The organism is Rhodococcus sp. YH3-3, assembly GCF_001653035.1.
GTDB lineage: Bacteria > Actinomycetota > Actinomycetes > Mycobacteriales > Mycobacteriaceae > Rhodococcus_F > Rhodococcus_F qingshengii.
In genome coordinates, this window is record NZ_BCWH01000001.1 from 1675704 (window position 1) to 1694593 (window position 18890).

At 60.7% G+C, this 18890-nt stretch carries 18 protein-coding genes; 6 read left to right on the forward strand and 12 right to left on the reverse strand.

The genetic code is table 11. The features are described from left to right. Positions 1-62: 62 nt before the first annotated feature. Positions 63-2360 (forward strand): serine/threonine-protein kinase, encoded by a 2298-nt coding sequence (locus YH3_RS07775; protein ID WP_064443213.1) that lies wholly within the window; start codon positions 63-65, stop codon positions 2358-2360. 27 nt (positions 2361-2387) lie between these two features. Here the strand turns inward: YH3_RS07775 and YH3_RS07780 are convergent, their stop codons facing one another. Beyond that, a complete protein-coding gene (locus YH3_RS07780) occupies positions 2388-2696 on the reverse strand; it encodes an amphi-Trp domain-containing protein (RefSeq protein WP_037129603.1) in 309 nt (102 codons plus the stop codon). A gap of 249 nt (positions 2697-2945) precedes the next feature. Between YH3_RS07780 and YH3_RS07785 the strand changes: the two genes are divergently transcribed. The 3 genes from YH3_RS07785 to YH3_RS07795 all read left to right on the forward strand — a co-directional run bounded on the left by YH3_RS07785 (position 2946) and on the right by YH3_RS07795 (position 6201). Then, positions 2946-3389, forward strand: coding sequence for a Fur family transcriptional regulator (locus YH3_RS07785; RefSeq protein WP_064443491.1), 444 nt, complete (start codon positions 2946-2948; stop codon positions 3387-3389). A gap of 36 nt (positions 3390-3425) precedes the next feature. Then, positions 3426-5648 (forward strand): catalase/peroxidase HPI, encoded by a 2223-nt coding sequence (gene katG / locus YH3_RS07790; protein ID WP_064443214.1) that lies wholly within the window; start codon positions 3426-3428, stop codon positions 5646-5648. A 79-nt stretch (positions 5649-5727) separates the two neighbouring features. Continuing rightward, positions 5728-6201 carry an NUDIX domain-containing protein gene (locus tag YH3_RS07795; protein WP_003941446.1) on the forward strand — a complete coding sequence of 158 codons (474 nt, stop codon included), beginning with the start codon at positions 5728-5730 and terminating at the stop codon, positions 6199-6201. Positions 6202-6218: 17 nt separating this feature from the next. Here YH3_RS07795 and YH3_RS07800 read toward each other — a convergent pair whose 3' ends face one another. The 3 genes from YH3_RS07800 to ctaD are packed head-to-tail and all read right to left on the reverse strand — an operon-like array spanning position 6219 to position 9001. Then, entirely contained in the window at positions 6219-7037 is an 819-nt protein-coding gene (locus YH3_RS07800) for a universal stress protein (protein ID WP_064114278.1), read from the reverse strand. After that, complete coding sequence (locus YH3_RS07805) at positions 7015-7266, reverse strand: hypothetical protein (RefSeq protein WP_054826859.1); 252 nt, start codon at positions 7264-7266, stop codon at positions 7015-7017. Before YH3_RS07805 ends, YH3_RS07800 begins: the two co-directional genes overlap by 23 nt. Further along, complete coding sequence (gene ctaD, locus YH3_RS07810) at positions 7259-9001, reverse strand: cytochrome c oxidase subunit I (protein ID WP_007726434.1); 1743 nt, start codon at positions 8999-9001, stop codon at positions 7259-7261. The genes YH3_RS07805 and ctaD overlap by 8 nt, the downstream gene beginning before the upstream one ends. A 199-nt stretch (positions 9002-9200) precedes the next feature. Between ctaD and YH3_RS07815 the strand changes: the two genes are divergently transcribed. Further along, the gene (locus YH3_RS07815; RefSeq protein ID WP_007726436.1) at positions 9201-9581 is read left to right on the forward strand and encodes a VOC family protein; all 381 of its coding nucleotides are present in this window, start codon (positions 9201-9203) and stop codon (positions 9579-9581) included. A gap of 3 nt (positions 9582-9584) precedes the next feature. On the opposite strand, the gene YH3_RS07820 is transcribed toward YH3_RS07815, so the two are convergent. From YH3_RS07820 to YH3_RS07830, 3 genes are all read right to left on the reverse strand, one after another. Beyond that, complete coding sequence (locus tag YH3_RS07820; protein WP_042452382.1) at positions 9585-11285, reverse strand: GAF domain-containing protein; 1701 nt, start codon at positions 11283-11285, stop codon at positions 9585-9587. Then, on the reverse strand, positions 11275-12006 hold the full coding sequence (locus tag YH3_RS07825; RefSeq protein WP_042925689.1) for a response regulator transcription factor: 732 nt from the start codon (positions 12004-12006) through the stop codon (positions 11275-11277). The genes YH3_RS07820 and YH3_RS07825 overlap by 11 nt, the downstream gene beginning before the upstream one ends. 234 nt (positions 12007-12240) lie before the next feature. Further along, positions 12241-12585: a nitroreductase/quinone reductase family protein gene (locus tag YH3_RS07830; RefSeq protein WP_037129595.1), complete on the reverse strand. Its 345-nt coding sequence runs from the start codon at positions 12583-12585 to the stop codon at positions 12241-12243. Positions 12586-12823: 238 nt separating this feature from the next. On the opposite strand from YH3_RS07830, the gene YH3_RS36410 reads away from it, so the two are divergent. Continuing rightward, complete coding sequence (locus tag YH3_RS36410) at positions 12824-13045, forward strand: RGCVC family protein (protein WP_003941442.1); 222 nt, start codon at positions 12824-12826, stop codon at positions 13043-13045. A gap of 254 nt (positions 13046-13299) precedes the next feature. Here the strand turns inward: YH3_RS36410 and YH3_RS07840 are convergent, their stop codons facing one another. The 5 genes from YH3_RS07840 to YH3_RS07860 all read right to left on the reverse strand — a co-directional run bounded on the left by YH3_RS07840 (position 13300) and on the right by YH3_RS07860 (position 18843). Continuing rightward, positions 13300-13767: a DIP1984 family protein gene (locus YH3_RS07840; protein ID WP_037129592.1), complete on the reverse strand. Its 468-nt coding sequence runs from the start codon at positions 13765-13767 to the stop codon at positions 13300-13302. A 282-nt stretch (positions 13768-14049) separates the two neighbouring features. Then, positions 14050-15027 carry an ABC transporter substrate-binding protein gene (locus YH3_RS07845; RefSeq protein ID WP_007726443.1) on the reverse strand — a complete coding sequence of 326 codons (978 nt, stop codon included), beginning with the start codon at positions 15025-15027 and terminating at the stop codon, positions 14050-14052. Between the two features lie 59 nt (positions 15028-15086). After that, positions 15087-16697 (reverse strand): ABC transporter substrate-binding protein, encoded by a 1611-nt coding sequence (locus YH3_RS07850; protein ID WP_158170327.1) that lies wholly within the window; start codon positions 16695-16697, stop codon positions 15087-15089. A 14-nt stretch (positions 16698-16711) separates the two neighbouring features. After that, positions 16712-18016, reverse strand: a complete 1305-nt coding sequence (locus YH3_RS07855; protein ID WP_007726446.1) for an NtaA/DmoA family FMN-dependent monooxygenase — start codon at positions 18014-18016, stop codon at positions 16712-16714. Further along, positions 18013-18843 carry a sulfurtransferase gene (locus YH3_RS07860; RefSeq protein ID WP_064443216.1) on the reverse strand — a complete coding sequence of 277 codons (831 nt, stop codon included), beginning with the start codon at positions 18841-18843 and terminating at the stop codon, positions 18013-18015. Before YH3_RS07860 ends, YH3_RS07855 begins: the two co-directional genes overlap by 4 nt. Positions 18844-18890 lie beyond the last annotated feature (47 nt).

The window sequence follows — 18890 nt, forward strand, 5'->3', positions numbered from 1 at the left end:
CGGGGTTACGCTGAAGTGAGTCACTCCGATTCATTGTGATCGAGGTGCGGAACAGAAGTGTCATGAATGAACGTGGTGCGCAGGCCAGTGACGCGACAATCGCGAGCGGGCCCCTGACCGAACGGGGCACCGTCACCGAGTTGCGCCCTTCAACGCTGCCGGTGGTGCGTGACGGCCAGAACGGTGCAGACGGCCTCGGCCGCCTTGTGGCGGATTGGGAGGAGGGACGAACCCCGTCCGACCTGAGCGACTATCTGCCTGATCCAGCCAAGATTCGTCGGGCGGCGCTGATCGAACTGGTCGGAATCGACATGGAGTACCGCTGGCTGAAAAATGATTGCCCGAAACGGCTCACGGATTACTGTGCCGAGTATCCCGAATTACTCGAAGAACCATTACCGGCCGAGCTCCTGTACGAGGAGTTCCGGCTGCGGAAGCAGGGTGGGGAGGACGTCGCAGCAGCCGAGTACCTCAGCGAGTTTCCCTTGCAGGCAGAGAGTTTCGAGCAGATGTTCGACCGTGATTCGATGGCCGGTCGCGAAGACGTGATGATGTTGGGACTGTCGGGTTTCGACGAGTTCGAAATCGGGCAGCACCTGGACGATTTCGAGCTGGTGTTGGAACTCGGGCACGGCGCATTCGCCCGAGTGTTCCTCGCTCGGCAACTCTCGATGCAGCGGTGGGTTGCGTTGAAAATCTCGCGCAACGTCGGAGTCGAGCCGCAGACTCTCGCCCAGCTCGACCATCCCAACATCGTCCGGGTCTTCGATCAACGGCTGCTCGAGGAACGCGCACTGCGAGTCCTGTTCATGGAATATGTGCCGGGTGGGACCCTGCTCGACGTGGTCAAACTTGTCCGCGTGACACCGCAGGCGCAGCGGTCCGGACAACTACTTCTCGACGCCATCGACAAGACCCTGGCGAAGAAGGGAGAGATGAAGCCCAGCGAGACGAGCCTGAGGAGCGAGATCGCTGCGATGTCGTGGCCGGAGACCGTGGCCTGGATGGGGATGCGACTGGCCGATGCCCTCGAGTATGCGCGTGAGCACGGCGTATTACATCGGGACATCAAGCCGGCGAATGTCCTGCTCAGCGTCGAAGGCATCCCCAAGCTCGCCGACTTCAACGTCAGCTCGAGTGAGGAGGTCTCGACCGAGGACGCTGCATGTTTTGTCGGAGGCTCGCTTGCCTACATGTCTCCGGAGCAATTGGAGGCCTGTGCGGTGGGGGCGCCTGGCACACTCGACACCCGTAGCGACATCTATGCACTGGGCGTGATGTTGTGGGAACTCCTCACCGGGAGTAGGCCTTTCACGGACGACGGTACGGGGGAGAGCCCACCGTCGCCCAAGAAGGCGCTCGAGGCCCGCCGGCGCGGGGTGGATCCCGCAGCCGAGGCACGGCTACCGGACGACTGTCCACCGGCGCTGCGCCGAGTTCTGGTCAAGTCTCTTTCGCCGGAGAGAGACGGAAGGTGGTCTGGCGGCCGAAAGTTGGCTCGTCAGTTCGCACTGTGTCTGGACCGGTCTGCTCGCAATCTGGTGGACCCACCGGAAGGGAGTCCACGTTCGTCGTTGTGGAAGTGGGCGCTGCCGATAGTGCTTGCCGCGATCGGAATTCCGAATCTTCTTGCGGCGGGCTACAACTACTATTACAACAAGATGCTGATCATCTCGGGTCTCTCGCCGCAGGCTCAGCAGCATCTCGAGCAGGTTCATCTGGTCATCGGGGTGGCTGCGTTCTCTCTCGGTGCCGCAGCGATCCTGTATTGGTGTCGGCTTGCACTCACCGTGCCTCACGGACTGCGCAACGGTCAGACGTACAGCGCGGAGGTCTTGAACAAAGCGCGTACCGCGACGCTGAATGTCGGACATCGCGCGGTCGTGATCGCATTCGGTCTGTGGGTTCTGGCCGGTATCGCATATCCGGTCGCATTGCAGATTGCCGCCGGCGGAATTCCGCAGCGAGCCTACGTGCACCTGATGTCGTCGCTGGCGGTGTGCGGCGCCGTCGCAGTCGCGTATCCGTTCTTCATCCTGACGTACTACTCGGTTCGATGTCTGTATCCGATCTTGTTGTCACACGGCGAGTTACGAAGCGACGACGGCCGCGATATACGTTCACTGGGTCGCAGCAGCACGCGTTACCTCGCAGTCGCGGCGTCGGTTCCACTGGTGGGAATCGCGGGGCTCAGTTTTGTCGGTTCGGGTGCCGGTGAGGAACTCAACGCAACAGTCCGTGCGCTGTGTTTGGGCGGTATCGCCGGATTCATCGTTGTGTATCAACTGTTTCGACGGATCGAAAGTGATCTCCGAGCACTGCTGCGCGTCGTGTCTCTCGAGGTGTCGGCGTCTCCGTAAGTGCCGAACAACCGTATTCGAGTCGGCCTATGTGGAAGTGCTCTTGCGTGGTCGGCTGCGACGAACTGCTTTGGTGCGAGGCGGAGACTTCTCTTCCGATTCTTCCTGAGGGTCGTCGCGCCAGTGAATCTCGATTTCTATCTCGACTTCGTTGCCGTCGACTTCGATCTCGAGTTCCCACCGAACCTGTTCCGGAACACTGATTTCGATCGAGTCCCCACCCGACCCCAGCTCCACTTCCGATCCACTGGCGAGGGCTTGACCGAGGGCGATGAGTCGGTCGGCGACTTCCTGCCGTGAGAGTTCTGACTTCCTCTTGATCTCCAGTTTGGGCACGAGCACTCCTGACCTCGGCGGATTCTCCCTTTCACGGTAGTTGGACGAAGGGGAGATTGTCGGAGTTTGTGGAACCACACAGCAGGACGCGTCGACGCGCAACAAACCTGAAGGCGCTGTTGGGGGCGTGAGAAACAGCGAGGAATCCGGCTCACTTCCAGCACGGACGAATCGGTCGGGAGGGCCCTGTCCGCGATGATTTTCGCGAAAGTCTGGGTTCAGTCCAGAAGATTGCGCAATAGTGGAAAGGTGCCTTCGACGCCGGATTATGCAGCCCAACTGCGTAACGCTGAGCTTCGCGTGACTCGTCCCAGAGTCACGGTGCTCGAGGTTGTGCATGCACGCCCACACGCAGCCACCGAGACTGTCTTCGATGCTGTGCGGGCTGTTCTGCCGGGGGTGTCGCGGCAGGCGGTCTACGACGTGTTGCACGCTCTCACCGACGCCGGGCTGATCAGGCGGATCCAACCGTCCGGATCGGTGGCGCTGTACGAGTCACGCGTCGGCGACAACCATCATCACGTCGTCTGCCGGTCCTGTGGGGTCGTTTCAGATGTCGACTGCGCAGTCGGAGAGGCACCGTGTTTGACGCCGTCGGCGCACAACGGTTTCGTTCTCGACGAAGCCGAGGTCATTTACTGGGGCCTGTGTCCCGACTGCTCGACAACTCAGAGTTTGCGATCACAAACGTGATCGAAGTCCGTTCTACTCGCTCATGGAGGGATTATCGTGTCCGATAGTTGCCCGGTTGCTCACGACGGAAACACCGAGAGCACCAGCGAAAGTGAAAACCCCGCAATCCCGTCTCCGACGCCTACCGGGAATCGTCCGAGAACAAACAGCGACTGGTGGCCGAATCAGCCGGATCTCTCTGTCTTGCATTCACATTCGTCGAAGTCGAATCCGATGGGTGCCGACTTCGATTACGCCCAGGAATTCGCCAAGCTCGATGTCGAGGCGCTAAAGCGCGACGTCATCGCGTTGATGACGGCGTCGCAGGATTGGTGGCCGGCCGACTACGGGCACTACGGCGGACTCTTCGTGCGTATGAGCTGGCATGCTGCCGGCACCTATCGCATTGCAGACGGCCGCGGCGGTGGCGGCCAAGGTGCTCAGCGTTTCGCCCCGCTCAACAGTTGGCCGGACAACGCCAGCCTCGACAAGGCCCGGCGCCTGCTTTGGCCCGTGAAGCAGAAGTACGGAAAGCAGGTTTCCTGGGCCGACCTGCTGGTGTTCGCGGGCAACTGCGCCCTGGAGTCGATGGGGTTCAAGACCTTCGGCTTCGGATTCGGCCGAGAAGACATCTGGGAGCCCGAGGAGATCTACTGGGGTCCCGAGGACACCTGGCTCGGCGACGAGCGTTACAGCGGAGACCGTGAGCTGTCCGGACCGCTCGGAGCCGTGCAGATGGGCCTGATCTACGTCAATCCCGAAGGACCCAACGGGCAACCGGATCCGGTAGCGGCCGCCCGCGACATCCGAGAAACGTTCGCCCGCATGGCGATGAACGACGTGGAGACAGCTGCGCTGATCGCCGGCGGTCACACCTTCGGCAAGACGCACGGAGCCGGACCGGCCGACCTCGTCGGACCGGAACCGGAAGGTGCTCCCATCGAGCAGCAGGGACTGGGCTGGAAGAGTGCCTTCGGCACGGGTGTGGGTAAGGACGCGATCACCAGTGGTCTCGAAGTCGTGTGGACTCCCACTCCGACGAAGTGGGACAACACCTTCTTGGAGATTCTGTACGGCTACGACTGGGAGCTGACCAAGAGTCCGGCGGGTGCGTGGCAGTGGATTCCGAAGGACGGCGCGGGGGCGGGCACCATCCCGGATCCGTTCGATTCGTCGGCCGGACGCACCCCGACGATGCTGACGACCGACCTGTCCCTACGCCTGGATCCGACGTACGAGAAGATCACCCGGCGCTGGCTCGATCATCCGGAAGAATTCGCCGAAGAGTTCGCCAAGGCTTGGTACAAGCTCCTTCACCGTGACATGGGACCGGTCACGCGCTACCTGGGACCTTGGGTTCCCGAGCCGCAGCTGTGGCAGGACCCGGTTCCCTCGGCCGATGATCAACTGATCGGGGACGCAGACATCGCGATCCTCAAGAGTCGACTTCTCGACTCCGGGCTGTCCATTTCGCAGTTGGTATCGACGGCGTGGGCGTCTGCCGCGAGCTTCCGCAGCACGGACATGCGCGGCGGCGCCAACGGTGCGCGAATCCGACTGGAGCCGCAGAAGAATTGGGAAGTCAACGAGCCCGCAGCTCTCTCCGCGGTGCTTCAGACTCTCGAGCGGGTTCAGCAGGACTTCAACCAGGCTGGTGGAGCCAAGGTTTCTCTCGCCGACCTGATCGTTCTGGGTGGTACAGCGGCCGTCGAACAGGCTGCGAAGAACGCCGGACAGGACATCACGGTCTCGTTCACTCCGGGACGTACGGACGCAACGCAGGAGCAGACAGACGTCGACTCGTTCGAGGTACTCGAACCCCGGGCCGACGGATTCCGGAACTACCTCAAGGGAGGCGAGAAGATTCCGGCAGAGATTCTGTTGGTCGACCGCGCGTACATGCTGTCGCTGACCCCGCCCGAGGTGACAGTGCTGGTCGGCGGACTTCGCGCGCTGAACGCGAACTTCGGCAATACCCGTCACGGGGTGTTCACCGATCGTCCCGAGACGTTGACCAACGATTTCTTCGTCGACCTTCTCGACATGGGTACAGAGTGGAAGCCGTCGAAGACGGACGAAAACGTCTACGACGGTGTTGATCGCGTGACGGGCGATCCGAAGTACACGGCAACTGCGGTCGATCTCGTTTTCGGATCGAATTCGCAACTGCGTGCACTCGCCGAGGTGTACGCCAGCGCAGACGCCAAGCAGAAGTTCGCCGAGGACTTCGCCGCAGCCTGGACCAAGGTGATGGACCTCGACCGGTTCGACGTGAACTGATCCAGCAGATCGTCGACGGCGCCCCGCGAGCTTGTTCTCGCGGGGCGCCGACATTTCACGCGCACGATAGCGTGGTCGTGTGGCCGATCAATTTGCGCTGGTACCAGCGGTGTACGTGATGTTCTGTCGAAGCAACCCGGTACAACGGCGCGAGGTGCTGCTGCAATTGCGCGAGGGCACGGGATTCATGGACGGATACTGGGCTCACGCTGCTGCGGGCCACGTCGAACTGGGGGAGTCGGCGATCGACGCTGCCGTTCGGGAGGCTGCGGAAGAACTTGGTGTCGAGTTGCTTTCCTCGGAACTGAAGCCGCTGACCGTGTTGCATCGCCGCCACGCGGACGGGAGCGAACCGGTGGATCATCGAGTGGACTTCTTCTACGAATGCCGCACGTGGTCGGGTGAACCACGCCGGATGGAGCCGTTGAAATCTGCAGATCTGCGGTGGTGGCCGGTTGACGAACTTCCGGAGAAGTTGGTCGACCACGAGCGTTTCGTAATCGAAGCCCATCACTCCGGTCAGCTCGCACCCATCCACAGTTACGGCTTCTGACCGGGTGAGGATCTGATTCAGGCTTCGCTGGCAACGATGACCGGGCAGTGTGCTTTTCGAATCATCGCACTGCTCGTGGTGCCGAGAGCGGTGTCGTCGAACGAACCTCGTCCGCGCCGGCCCACGACGAGAAGCCGTGCCTCGGTGGAGAGTTGTTCAAGAATGGCAACCGAGGGGCCGTCGAACTCGATCTGACGGATCGCGACGCCAGGGTAGAGCGTGGCCCAACCCGACAGTTGCCACGTCAGCGGCGTCGAGTGCTGGGGCGAGTGCCCGGATGCGAAGTCTCGACGCAGCTCGGCCTCTGGCGGCGCTGCGTGCACGACGACCAGTTCGGTGTTCGCTGCCTCTGCTTCCTTGAATGCGATGGCCAGAGCGCTTTCGCTGTAGGCGCTTCCGTCCAAACCGACGACAACCGGCAAGGCTGCCGCAGCGCTGCTTTCACGCGGTGTTCCGACTCTTGCGAACGAACATGTCGGTCCAGGTGCGGCGGGATCGTCCTGTGTTGCGACGATCAAGGCGGCCTCGGACGTCAACGCGGTGAGGATTGCGGTGTTCTCCCCGGAGATCAGATCGGTCCGGATCCGAAGATCTGGCGACACCGACTCGGCGATCTGAATGGCCTCCATGAACAGGCCGGTCGGCGATGCCGAGGTGTTCAGATCGGCGCTCGGAGCTACGAAAACGATTCGCATCCAGAGACCGTGGCGATGTGCGAACTCAGCCGCCCACGTGATCACGTCGGGGCGCACCGGGGATCCGTCGATGCACACGACCACCGCTCCGTCCGCGGACCACTCCGAGGTGATGAGATCAGTCGATAGTTCGGGCTTCATCGTGAACTCCTCGGGCTGTGTCTGTTGAATGCGAACTAGCTTGCAGGACAGTGCCGAACAGCAATCCTGCGACGATTATCGAGCACGCGGCAGTCGTCAGGGGCAACCACACGAGCGTCGTGACAGCGAACATGAGTACGAGCAACGGGGCGAGGAGATGGCCGGGTTTCGCTCGGCGTTCGTGGTGCTGCTTTTCTGCCCAGGCTCGGTGCTTCGTGCCGTCATTCATGTTGTTTCACCTCAGTTCTCACGTCGGAAACCGACTTGTGACCAAGCAGTCCGACATGCGCCTCGTCGCGCATTCTTTCGACCATGTGGGGGTAGTGCAGTTCGAATGCCGGCCGCTCACTGCGGATTCGGGGGAGTTCGGTGAAGTTGTGTCGCGGTGGTGGGCAGGACGTCGCCCATTCGAGCGAGTTTCCGAAGCCCCAAGGATCGTCGACGGTCACAATTCGGCCGTACCGGTAGCTCTTGAAAACGTTCCAGATGAACGGAATCGTCGAGGCTCCGAGCACAAACGCGCCGATGGTCGAGATCGTGTTGAGAAGAGTGAAATTGTCCGACGGCAGGTAGTCCGCGTACCGCCGAGGCATGCCCTGGGCGCCGAGCCAATGCTGGACGAGAAATGTTGCGTGAAAGCCGATCAGGGTCAACCAGAAATGGATCTTGGCGAGCTTCTCGTCCAACATCCGGCCGGTCATTTTCGGGAACCAGAAGTAGATTCCGGCGTATGTCGCGAACGCGATTGTCCCGAAGAGGACGTAATGGAAATGCGCGACAACAAAGTACGAGTCGGTGACATGAAAGTCCAAGGGCGGGCTGGCAAGGATGACGCCGGAGAGTCCGCCGAACAGGAATGTGACCAGGAAGCCGACGGAGAACAGCATGGGCGATTCGAAAGTCAACTGCCCCTTCCACATGGTGCCGATCCAGTTGAAGAACTTGACTCCGGTGGGAACTGCGATCAGGAAGGTCATGAACGAGAAGTAGGGGAGGAGAACGGCGCCGGTTGCGTACATGTGGTGCGCCCACACAGCGATCGACAGTGCAGCAATTCCCAATGTTGCGTAGACCAATCCGGTGTATCCGAAGATCGGCTTGCGGCTGAAGACGGGGAAGATCTCCGAGACTATGCCGAAGAACGGCAGCGCCAGAATGTAGACCTCGGGATGGCCGAAGAACCAGAACAGGTGCTGCCACAACATGACTCCACCGGTGGCGGGGTCGAACAGGTGCGCTCCCAGGTGCCGGTCCACCCACAGTCCGATCAAGGCAGCAGCGAGCAGCGGAAAAACGAGGAGGATCAGCATGCTGGCGACCAGCGCATTCCACGTGAAGATCGGCATGCGGAACATCGTCATACCCGGGGCGCGCAGGCAGACGATCGTCGAAACGATGTTGACTGCGCCGAGGATGGTGCCGACGCCGCCGAGAGCGAGACCGATGATCCACAGGTCGGCGCCCATGCCGGGGGAGTGGAGTTCGCTGGTGAGCGGTACGTAGGCGGTCCAGCCGAAATCTGCCGCACCACCAGGTGTTACGAATCCGGCGGACGCGATCAGGCCGCCGAAGAGATAGAGCCAGTAGCTGAAGGCGTTGAGTCGCGGGAAACACACGTCCGGCGACCCGATCTGCAGTGGCATGAGGTAGTTGGCGAATCCGAAGAACACCGGGGTCGCGTACAGCAGGAGCATGATCGTGCCGTGCATGGTGAACAACTGGTTGTACTGCTCGTTGGACAGGAATTGCATTCCCGGAACGGTCAATTCCATGCGCATGAGTAGTGCCATCAGTCCGCCGATCAAGAAGAAGGCAAACGATGTCACGATGTACATCAGACCGATCATCTTGTGATCGGTGGTCCTGAGGATCTCGACCAGTTTCGAACCCTTCGGAGCGGTTCGGGGAATTGCATCGGCGGGGGAATCGACCTCACCGACCGGCCGGGGCGCGAGATCAACCACGACGGCCGCCTACGCACATCGACGTGACGAAAGACCGAGAATGCCTGGGACTGTGGAACATAACGCAATGATCGTGGCGACCGGGAACTCGGACGAGGGGAAAAGGTCCCTAGGATCGGAACAGAGGCATGGCGTAGATCACGTGGTCCGGTACGGTCGAGAGAGTTGTCTTCACGAGCCGAAAGAAAGCGAGATGGTCATGGCATGTCGTATCAGTGAACTGGTGCTCGGTTGCCGGGAACCCGAGGTGCTGGGCCGGTTCTGGTGCGAGGTCCTGGACTTCGTCGTGCTCGATCGAATGGACGACGGTTCGTTGGAGATCGGCCCACGCGAAGGGTTCGGCGGTCCGCAGCCGACGATCATCCTCAGTCGCAGAGACGAACCGGAGAAGGGCAAGCCCCGCCTGCATATCGACGTCAACGCCACCGATCGCGATCAGGAGGCCGAACTGGAACGCCTGTTGAGTCTTGGTGCGCGGCCGGCCGACATCGGCCAGACAGGACACGAACAATGGCATGTCCTGGCCGATCCGGAAGGTAACGAGTTCTGCCTGCTCAAGGCCCAACTGGATCCGCTCTGACGCTCAACGATGCTGGATCGGCAACGGACTTCGCCTGGGGCTCAGCGGAACACGCCACACCAGTTCGGTGACACCGTTCTCGCTGGTGATGTTGCTCGAGCCTCCGCACTGACGAGCGCGGGTCGCCAGGTTGTCGAGACCGTGGATTCTGGTTGCCTGGTCGATTCCCACACCGTCGTCGACGATGCTGATGACAAGCTCCTCGGTGGCCCGGATGGTGACGTCGATGGCATCGGCATGTGCATGCCGCAGAGCGTTGCTCAAGCCCTCGCGCACAACGGCTTCGGCATGCGGGGCAAGTCGAGACGGGACGGAACTGTCGATGGTTCCCTCGAAAGTGACGCTGGGAGTGATCGACGAGTGGCCGGACAGACCGTTGACGGCATCGAGTAGTCGCCGCCGCAGGCTTGTGGGAGTAGACATCTCGCTCGTATGGAGGTCGAAGACTGCGGTGCGGATTTCACGGACTGTTCGATCGAGTTGATCGACAGAGGTGTCCAATACGGTTCGAACGGTGTCCTCGTCGCCTGGACGTTGCAGCACCCCCTGCAAACTCAACCCGGTGGCGAACAGCTGTTGGATGACGTGGTCATGGAGATCCCGCGCGATTCGGTCGCGATCTTCGAGGACGTCGACCAGTCTTTCTTTCCGTTGCTGTTCTGCGAATTCGACAGTGACAGAAGCGATGTCTGCCATCGCCGTCAGTTGCTCGATCTCGTCCACTCCCCACGGGCGGTTGCTGCGGCGTGACGCGAAGAGAACACCGCCGCCGAACGAGGTCCCGGAGAGGGGGAGTGCGACCACTGATTCGTCGCCGGAAACATTCAGTGCCGGAACGGAACTGCCATGTGGTGCAGAGATCGGCCGCCGGCTCCGCGCAGCGTCGTCGATCACGGTCCCGGACAGATCGACGGCTGATCCGGTCGCGGGGACAGGCTGGGAATCAGCAGCATCGGCGACGTGGACTACCGGCTCTCTGCCGAGGTCGTAGCGAACGACGCACACAAGATTTCCATCCGTGAGGTGCCGCGTCGTCCGAACCAGTTCCGCCAGCGTCTCGTCGCGGGATCCGCCGCTGAGCAGACGTGCATTGACGGCGGCGACGGCCTTGAGCCAGGCTTCTCGCGTCCGGGATTCCTCGAACAGACGCGCATTGTCGATGGCGATGCTCGCAGCATTTGCCAGAATCTGGAGTACAGCCTCGTCGCGGTCGTCGAATGCAGTCCGTTCCGAGCTGTCCGCGAGGTAGATGCTGCCGAACACCTCGCCCCTGACGAAGATCGGAACACCGAGAAACGTGTCCATCGGCGGGTGATTGGTCGGAAACCCTGCCGAGGACGGATGCGAGGAGATTCGGTCGGTTCGAACCGGGCACGGTTCTCGAACGACCAGGCCCAGCAGGCCGTGTCCTTCGGGAAGATGCCCGATCTTGGCAACCTGCCCTTGAGTCAAACCGGAGTGGATGAATCGGGACAAGCGTCCGTCGGGGGATTTCACGCCGAGCGCGCCGTAGTCCGCTTCGAGGAGATGTCGCGCGACGTCGACTATCTGTTGCAGGGTTTCGTCGAGCTGGAGTGTGGACCCGACGGTCAACACGGCACTGAGCAGTTTGGGAATTGCAGTCGGGTTGAGAGCAGTCAGCTCTGCGCTTCCGGCGATGTCGCCGAAAAGGCTGAGCATGAGCGCGTCGCGGCTACCTGGCATGGTGCGTGCCCGTGGTGGCGGAGAAGGGCGAGCCGGACGGCGTCAGTAGGTGAGTGGTCGCCTGGCCCGAAGGATCCGGGTGCGAAGTGCCCGCACGAAGCTTTGTCGCCAGAACTGCGGCCTGCGTTCGACGTTCGAGACCCAGTTTCTCGAGGATGCGTGAGACGTAGTTCTTGACTGTTTTCTCCGAGAGTTCTGCGTGCGAGCTGATCTCTCGATTGCTCAGTCCCTTGCCGATCAACTCGAAGATCAAGAGCTCCTGATCGGTCAACAGGGCTGCCGCAGTACCCGACTCCTGTTCGGAGCGGATGCGCCGGACCAAACCGATCACCGCCTGGGTGTTCAACAGCGACTTGCCGGTAGCAACCGTGCGGATCGCCGACACCAGGTCGTGGCCGCGGATGTTCTTGAGGACGAATCCTCGTGCGCCGGCGATCAGGGCGTCGAGCAGTGCGTCGTCGTCGGAGTACGACGTGAGCATCAAAGTGGCGGCGCTCGGGTAGGTCGACGCCAGTTCTCGGCACAGTTCCACGCCGTTACCGTCGGGAAGTCTGACGTCCATGACAACCACGTCGGGTCGGCATTCGGGTATTCCGGCCGAGGCTTCGCGAACACACGACGCCTCGCCAACAACGTTGAATCCCGGTACCTGATTCAACAGGTCTGCCAATCCACGACGGACGATCTCGTGGTCGTCGACCAGATAGATGCCGATCGTCACGGTGGTCACCTCTTCCAGCTCACGCCTGCCGTCGATGTTACCGGACGGTAATGTCCCGACAGGATCGGGTTGTCCGACCGATGGTCGACAAAAAACCCGCGTCGAAGGGTGCGAGACCGAGTCTCGATTGCACAGAGTCAAAGGTCCCGACCGTCACGAGATCTGAATCACCCAGATCTCGTGAGGCGGTGGGTGTGAGCTGAATGTGATTGCACCGGTGGCTGTTCGATCCGCTCAGTCGACGGGAGCGAGTTCGACGGAGACGTAGACACCCTTGCCTTTTCGGTGTGCGAGTGCCTCGCCGGGGCGATCGATACCGTCCAGTTGGAGAACGATCGGACCTTGTTCCGGGTAGAAATTGCGCCACCAACTCTTCTTGTCCGGCATGGCAACGCCGATCGTCACATGGTCGCCTTTTCGTTTGTAGGACACGGGCGCGCTGAAGGTGCGACCGGACTTGCGTCCGACGTAGGTGATGACGGTCATGGAACGGCCCAGTAGTTTGCCTACGATCGGAGCGCCGATCAGTGGTTGGACCACTACGTTCACGGCGGCGGATACACGTTGGAAAGTGTTCACGAGAAGCCCTTTCACGACGAATGCTGCACGAATTCGAATCCTGCACGGAAATGGTGCGTGCAGTAGTTCTATCCTGCTCGACCGGGATTGTCGCGTGGGCAGAAATTGGTACAAACCGGTGTGCCGAAGCGAGTAGCGTGGGGTACGTCGAGGGTCATTCGAATATGCGCGGTCAAGCCATGTCGTCCTCGACGCCAACCCGGTCTGTGGTCGAACGGCCGAGAACTGGAGCGCCTGTATGGCGTCGAACCCGTCCGATGTGTCGAATGCACGAGGGCAATCCGAGTCGACTGACGAGGATCAGAAAACACCGTCGATCTGCCCGGCGTGTCAGCACAGTATGGAATCCCACGATCCGCTCGGGGTTCGCTTCTGCGCAGTGACTGCCGACCGCGGTCTCGATCGAAAGTGCATCTGCGCTGCAGATCGCGAGGAGATGCAGCACTATTCGCGCTACTGAGGTGCATCCTGCATCCCAATCGGAGACGCACCGACCTGTAGTCGCCGACAGTGCTGGATGCCCCGAACCCGCCCTCGTCTATCGACGATCAGCACGTGGTGGTGATGTGTGCGTAGTGCACTTTTACCTGTACGACGTGCAGGGCTGCAATGTGTAGGTGCGCTGCCCGCCGCGCTCAGAGGTGACCGGATAGACCGCCGGTCGCGGTGTGTGCTCGCTTCGCCGAACGACTACCTGCTCCAACGCTGCCGTGCTTACTCGATCAGATCCACCTCCCAATTCGTTCGTTGAATCTGTGTATCGACCTCGCGAATCTCGCGGGCGAGGTCGTCCGCGATTGCCCGAAGTTCGGTGACGGGGACTGCCGCGACATAGACCAATTCTGATCGGAGTTGACGACCGTAACCTCGCTCTTCGCGCCCGGACGCGGCGTCCGCAGCGGCATTGACTGCAGAGTGTCTCAGACGCAGCACATCTCGATGGGCGAGTGCATCTGTGACAGTGCCGTTTCCGAGGATCGCCTGCGCATTGGTTCGATTGATCGCGCGCATCAACCGTTCGAGTTCGCTCAGAGTTGACGTCAGCTCTTCGAGAAGGACGGCGGCGTCTTCGGCGGGAACTTCTCCCTCCTGGTGGCGTGCATTGTCGACGATCCGCTCGCGCAAGTGCGCAACCTTGCGAGTGGTGTCACTGCGTAGCGCCAGTGCCTCTGCCAGTTTCATGGATGAAGCTCCTGCTCTGACCTGAATCGGGAACTCCAAGCTAGCACTCGGTTGACAACCTGGGTCGGATTCCATTGTCTTGCTCCGTTCTTCCCAGTTCAGCATTCGAATCATCTTGGAGACAGCTGGTGCTGCGTGTCCTTCGATGAAGCGATGCAGCCGGTGGAGCACGCTGCGCACGGTCTCGGGTCGACGGGGCGGGCGAGGCATACGATGGTCCGCCGTCGATCTCGCGGTTCAGACTGAAATAGTCGCCCCGCGACGAGTTAGAGTGCGCCTTTCCTATTTGTTCGTCTTCGGGAGGCCAGGGGGATTGACCAGCGACTTGTCGACTGCCTCGTTGGTGATCTTCCATCGCTCGAGAACTTGCTCGTATGTGCCGTTTTCGATGAGATGATCTATCGCCTCGCTGATCGGTTGTACCAAGCCGTTGTCTTTCTTGACCAGTACACCGATCTGGCCCAACGCGGCCTCACCGGCTCCGGAGAACTGACCGATCACTTCGTTCTCGCCAGTCTGTGCAGCGTGAAACTGCGATGACGGGTTGGGGCCGAAGTAAGCGTCGATTCGACCGGAAGACAGCGGCAGGTAGTAGTCAGTGGTCTTCTGGTACACGGTGATTTCAGCGGGAGCACGCCCAGCTGCGAGGTTGTCCTCATTCCACTTCACCAGCAACGCCTCCTGATTGGTGGCAGCGCCCACTCCGATCTTCAGTCCGGCGATGTCTTCCGGCTTCTCGAGTGAGAGATTCCTGTCCTTTCTGACCTCGAACGCGAGAGTGTCGAGGCGGTACGTCGCGAAGTCGTATTTCTCTTTGCGCTCTTCGGTGACCGTCACGTTGGAGATGAACGCATCTGCGTCTCCCGAATCGATCCGCACCGAATTCTGCGCCCAATCCGCGACCTGAAGGTCGATTTTCAGCCCGAGCACCTCTGCAATCAAATACGCGAAGTCGGTCTCGGAACCGATGACAGTCTTGTCGTCGTCGGCATAGAAGCGCAACGGTGGAGCGGTTCCAGCGTTGCCGGTGATTCGGATCGTGCCCCGGTCGCGGAACTCCTGAGGGACCTTCGCTGCGATCGAATCAACCTTGTCGGTGCTGATGCGGTTCTGCTCGGCCGACAAGTTGATACTGGATGTTGTTGCACCGGAGTGTTGCCCGGTCGATTCTTCATCTGGGCTTCCGCAAGCGGTACCCAGGAGAGTAACTGTGGCCAGGGTAGAGATCAGAAGCGTTGCGGTGCGAGGACGGGTGAACATCGGGTTCCTTCCGGAAAGAGGGTTTGTCGAAGCAGGTTGTCGAGATCACGAAGTGTGGGCTAGCTCTTCCACGCATCCACGAAGTCCACCGAGTAGAGATCGGCTTGGATGCGCAGGTCGTGAACCGCGGGAGTCGTCGCGTAGATCAGCGAAGAGGCGTGCAACGGGATCGCCAGTGCCTGATCGGCAATCAGTTCCTGAATCTCCTTCAACACCCCGTTTCTCGCATCGACGTCTACGGTCTGAGATTGTTTGACCAGCAATGCATTCAGCTCCGGAGTCGAGGCGATGCCTTTGGTCGAGCCGAGAGTGGGACTGAACACCAGCAGTACGTCACCGTCGGCGCGCAAGCTCTGGAAGTAGATCGATTCCCATGTGCCGTCGGTTCTCGCGGCGTTGTCCTCGGCAGTCGAGCGAGGTTGCAAGTTCACTGCAACTCCGATGTCGCGCAGCTGAGATTGGATCAGTTCGAACTGCGATTGGGGGAGGTGGTTGCGGTAGGCCAATTCGACGGTCAGTTTCTCACCGTCCTTGGTTCGGAATCCGTCACCGCCGACTGTCCATCCACTGGCGTCCAGCAGTGACTTCGCACCCGACGGGTCATAGGTGTACTCGGACGACAGATCGGTGTAGCCGGGCGCTTTCACCGACAAGATGCTTCGCGCTTTCTCGTCACTCGGTGTGTAGGTGGTGTCGATGATCTGCTGGGTATCGATGCCCTTCACCAAAGCACGCCGCACGTTCAGGTCCGCAAGTACCGGCGCGAACGTGGGGTTGAGCAAGAGCGAGTCGTTGATGCCGGCAGCAAGGGACGGGATGACAGTGAGTCCGGCGCCTTCTGCCCGGTCGACGTCTGTGCTCGGAATGTCGATCGCGGCGTCCAGTTGTCCTGACGTCAAACCGCCGATTCGCACCGAGGATTCGGGGACCACCAAAAAGGTGATCGAATCCAGATAGGCCTCTCCCTTGTTCTTGTTGAGTGAGGATCCCCAGTGGTACCCGTCCCGACGAGCGAGTACGACCTTCGCGTTGGTCTCCAGTTCTTTCTGTACGAACGGGCCGGAAGCGATAACGCCCTGGGCGCAGCGTTCTTCGGGCGTCTTCTTCAACGATTCCGGTGCGATGATGGCGAGCGTGTCGGAGCGGGCGGCTTGAAGGAAGCCCGCTGACGGTTCCGAGAAATTGAGTGCGACAGTGGAAGCGTCGAGTACCTCCGCTCCAGTGAAGTTTGCGAGATGTGACTTCGCAGTGGTCGCGAAGCCACTGTCTCCCAGTCTCTTCTGGCTTTCGAAGTTGTCCGCGACAACCTGCGCATCCAGACGCTCGCCGTTGCTGAAGGTCACGCCGTCCCGCAGAGCGAAGACGAATCGTCGACCGTCGTTCCGGACCTCCCAGGACGTCGCCAACCAAGGCACGATCTCCCCGGTCTCGAGGTTCTGGTCGACGAGTTTGTCGTAGAGTGGATGGAATGCCGTAGCAGTTTGACCGTTCAGGGTCTTGTCGATGCACGGTGGAAACGTATTGATCGCAAAGGTCAGATCGCCCCCTGACACGGGCTCGGAGTCGGCGCTCGCAGCTGGCGTTGCAGTGCTGCAGCCGGCTGCAACTGCAAGCGTCGACGCCAGGATGGCGACTCGGATCGGTATGGATGAAAGCCGCAACGTCGTCATGGGCTGAGTTCCGTTCATCGTGGGGAAGTGCGAGTGGTGTCGAAGATGTGGGACCGCAGGGTCGTTCCGGTGTATTCGCGCCGGAACACGCCCCGATCTTGCAGAAGTGGCACGACGGAACTCGCGAAGTCGTCGAGCCCCCTGGGGAAGTGGGTAGCGGTCAGGATGAAACCGTCAGCTGCTCCCGATTCGAAGAGGTGCGTCAACTCGTCCGCCACTTCTTGCGGCGAGCCGACAATCTCGGGAGTGAGATCATTGCGCGCGAACAACTCTGCGGTTTCGGCGATGGTGAGATTTCGGGATTCGATCAGGCGTGCCAATCGACGCGAGGGGCCACTACCGCGGTTGAGAACTTCGGCGATCGGAGTGGACGGATCGAACTGCGACAAGTCTAGTCCTGCGGAGTGGGAGACCCACTCGATTGCCGCATCCGGATGGATCAAGGATCGCAGGTACTCCTGCCGTTCCTTCGCGATACTCGTCGTCTCGCCGACTATCGGTTGCACAGCGGCGACGAGGCGCACCGAATCAGGGTCGCGTCCGGCCTCTTCCGCGTAGCCGCGAATTGCCTTGCGCTTCGCTCGAAGATCTTCCTCCAACGGGTCGATCGCAAAGACCAGATCTGCCCACCGCCCACCGAATTCGCGCCCTCTCACAGATTCACCTGCCTGGATGAAGACCGGGCGGCCCTGAGGTGATTGTGGCAAGGTCAGTGGACCCTGCACCGACAAGTATTTGCCCTTGTAGTCGGCCGCGTGAATCTTGCTTGTGTCTGCGTAGATTCCGCTGTCGCGATCGGCCGATACGGCGTCGCCGTCCCACGACGACCAGAGTGCGGTGGTTGCTTCGAGAACTTCGTCGCCGCGCTCGTACAGTTCTTCTCTCGGAAGCCGATCGACTTCGGGAAAGTTGTCGTTAGCCGGACCGGGTGCCGTCATCACGATGTTCCAGGCCGCGCGCCCACCGCTGAGTATGTCGAGACTGCCCAGAGTTCTCGCCAGGTTGTACGGGCTGTTGAAGCTTGCCGAAAGGGTTACGCCGAGACCGATACGATTTGTTGCGCCGGCCACCACTGCAGCCAACTGCGTCGGATCATGTTGAAAGCCGGTCAGCAGACCGTATTTGGTGTGGCCGTCGACGTAGTGCACACGCTCAGGTATCAGTATCAGATCGAATTTTGCTCGTTCCGCTGCTTGCGCGTATCGCTCGTAGAGCGCTCTGTCCTCGAAGGCATTCTCCGAGTACGAATGCCGCCACATTCCGGCACTGTGCATACTCGGAAAGACCATGTAGGCGCCGAGGATCATCTGTCGTGTCATCGCTGGTCCGGATTCCTTGGTGTGTGATGGATGTCAGTGGAGACGGGTCGTTCGGGGTCGGCGCTCCACCCCGACCACGACGCGACGTAGACCGCGGAGCTGATGCCGACCGCTGCAAGCGCCAGTGCGTTGTGCGACGCGGCAACTCCGCCGCCGCAATAGGACACGACGGTGGCACCACGCTCTATTCCGAACTGGTGGAAGTATTCTCGTAACTCGCGGTCGGGAAGTAGGAATCCGTTGTCGTCGAGTAGGTCAGTTGCCGGCGCTGAGATAGATCCGGGGATGTGGCCGGCGCGGAAACTGCTCGATCCTCGGGCGTCGAGCAATCTGCCGGCCGATGCCGCGCGCAGGGCGTCTTCTGCGTCGGCGAGTGTCGTGCTAGTGGTGGAAGGTGGTACGGGAATCGAATCGTTTGTCGATGTGCGTTTCCGGGCTGTAACCCATCCGGACGATCCGCCGTCCAAGTACCGCACTGAACGTCCTGCCCAGCGAAGCGTGAACCACGCGCGGGCCGCAAGCAGGGGGCTGTCCGAACTGTAGACCACGATGTGAGCATCGGCGGATACTTTCAGATCGTTCAGTGTTCTTCCGAATGCGTCGAGGTCTGGCAGCGGTCGATTCCCGTCAGTCCCGCCTCCACTGCTTTGAAAGTTGTTGATCGACAATGTGATGGACTGCGGCGCAGTAATGATTCCGGCTCCGCCCTCGCTGTTGTCTCGCACCACGTTGACGACGACGAGCGTCCGATCGGAACGAATGAGTTCGCGGAGTTCGGTTGCGGAAACAATGACTGCGCGACGCTCGATTCCCCCTGCTTCTGACATGAAAGATATTGTGTAACAATTGCTTCAGTCAAGAAAGAGATAAGATC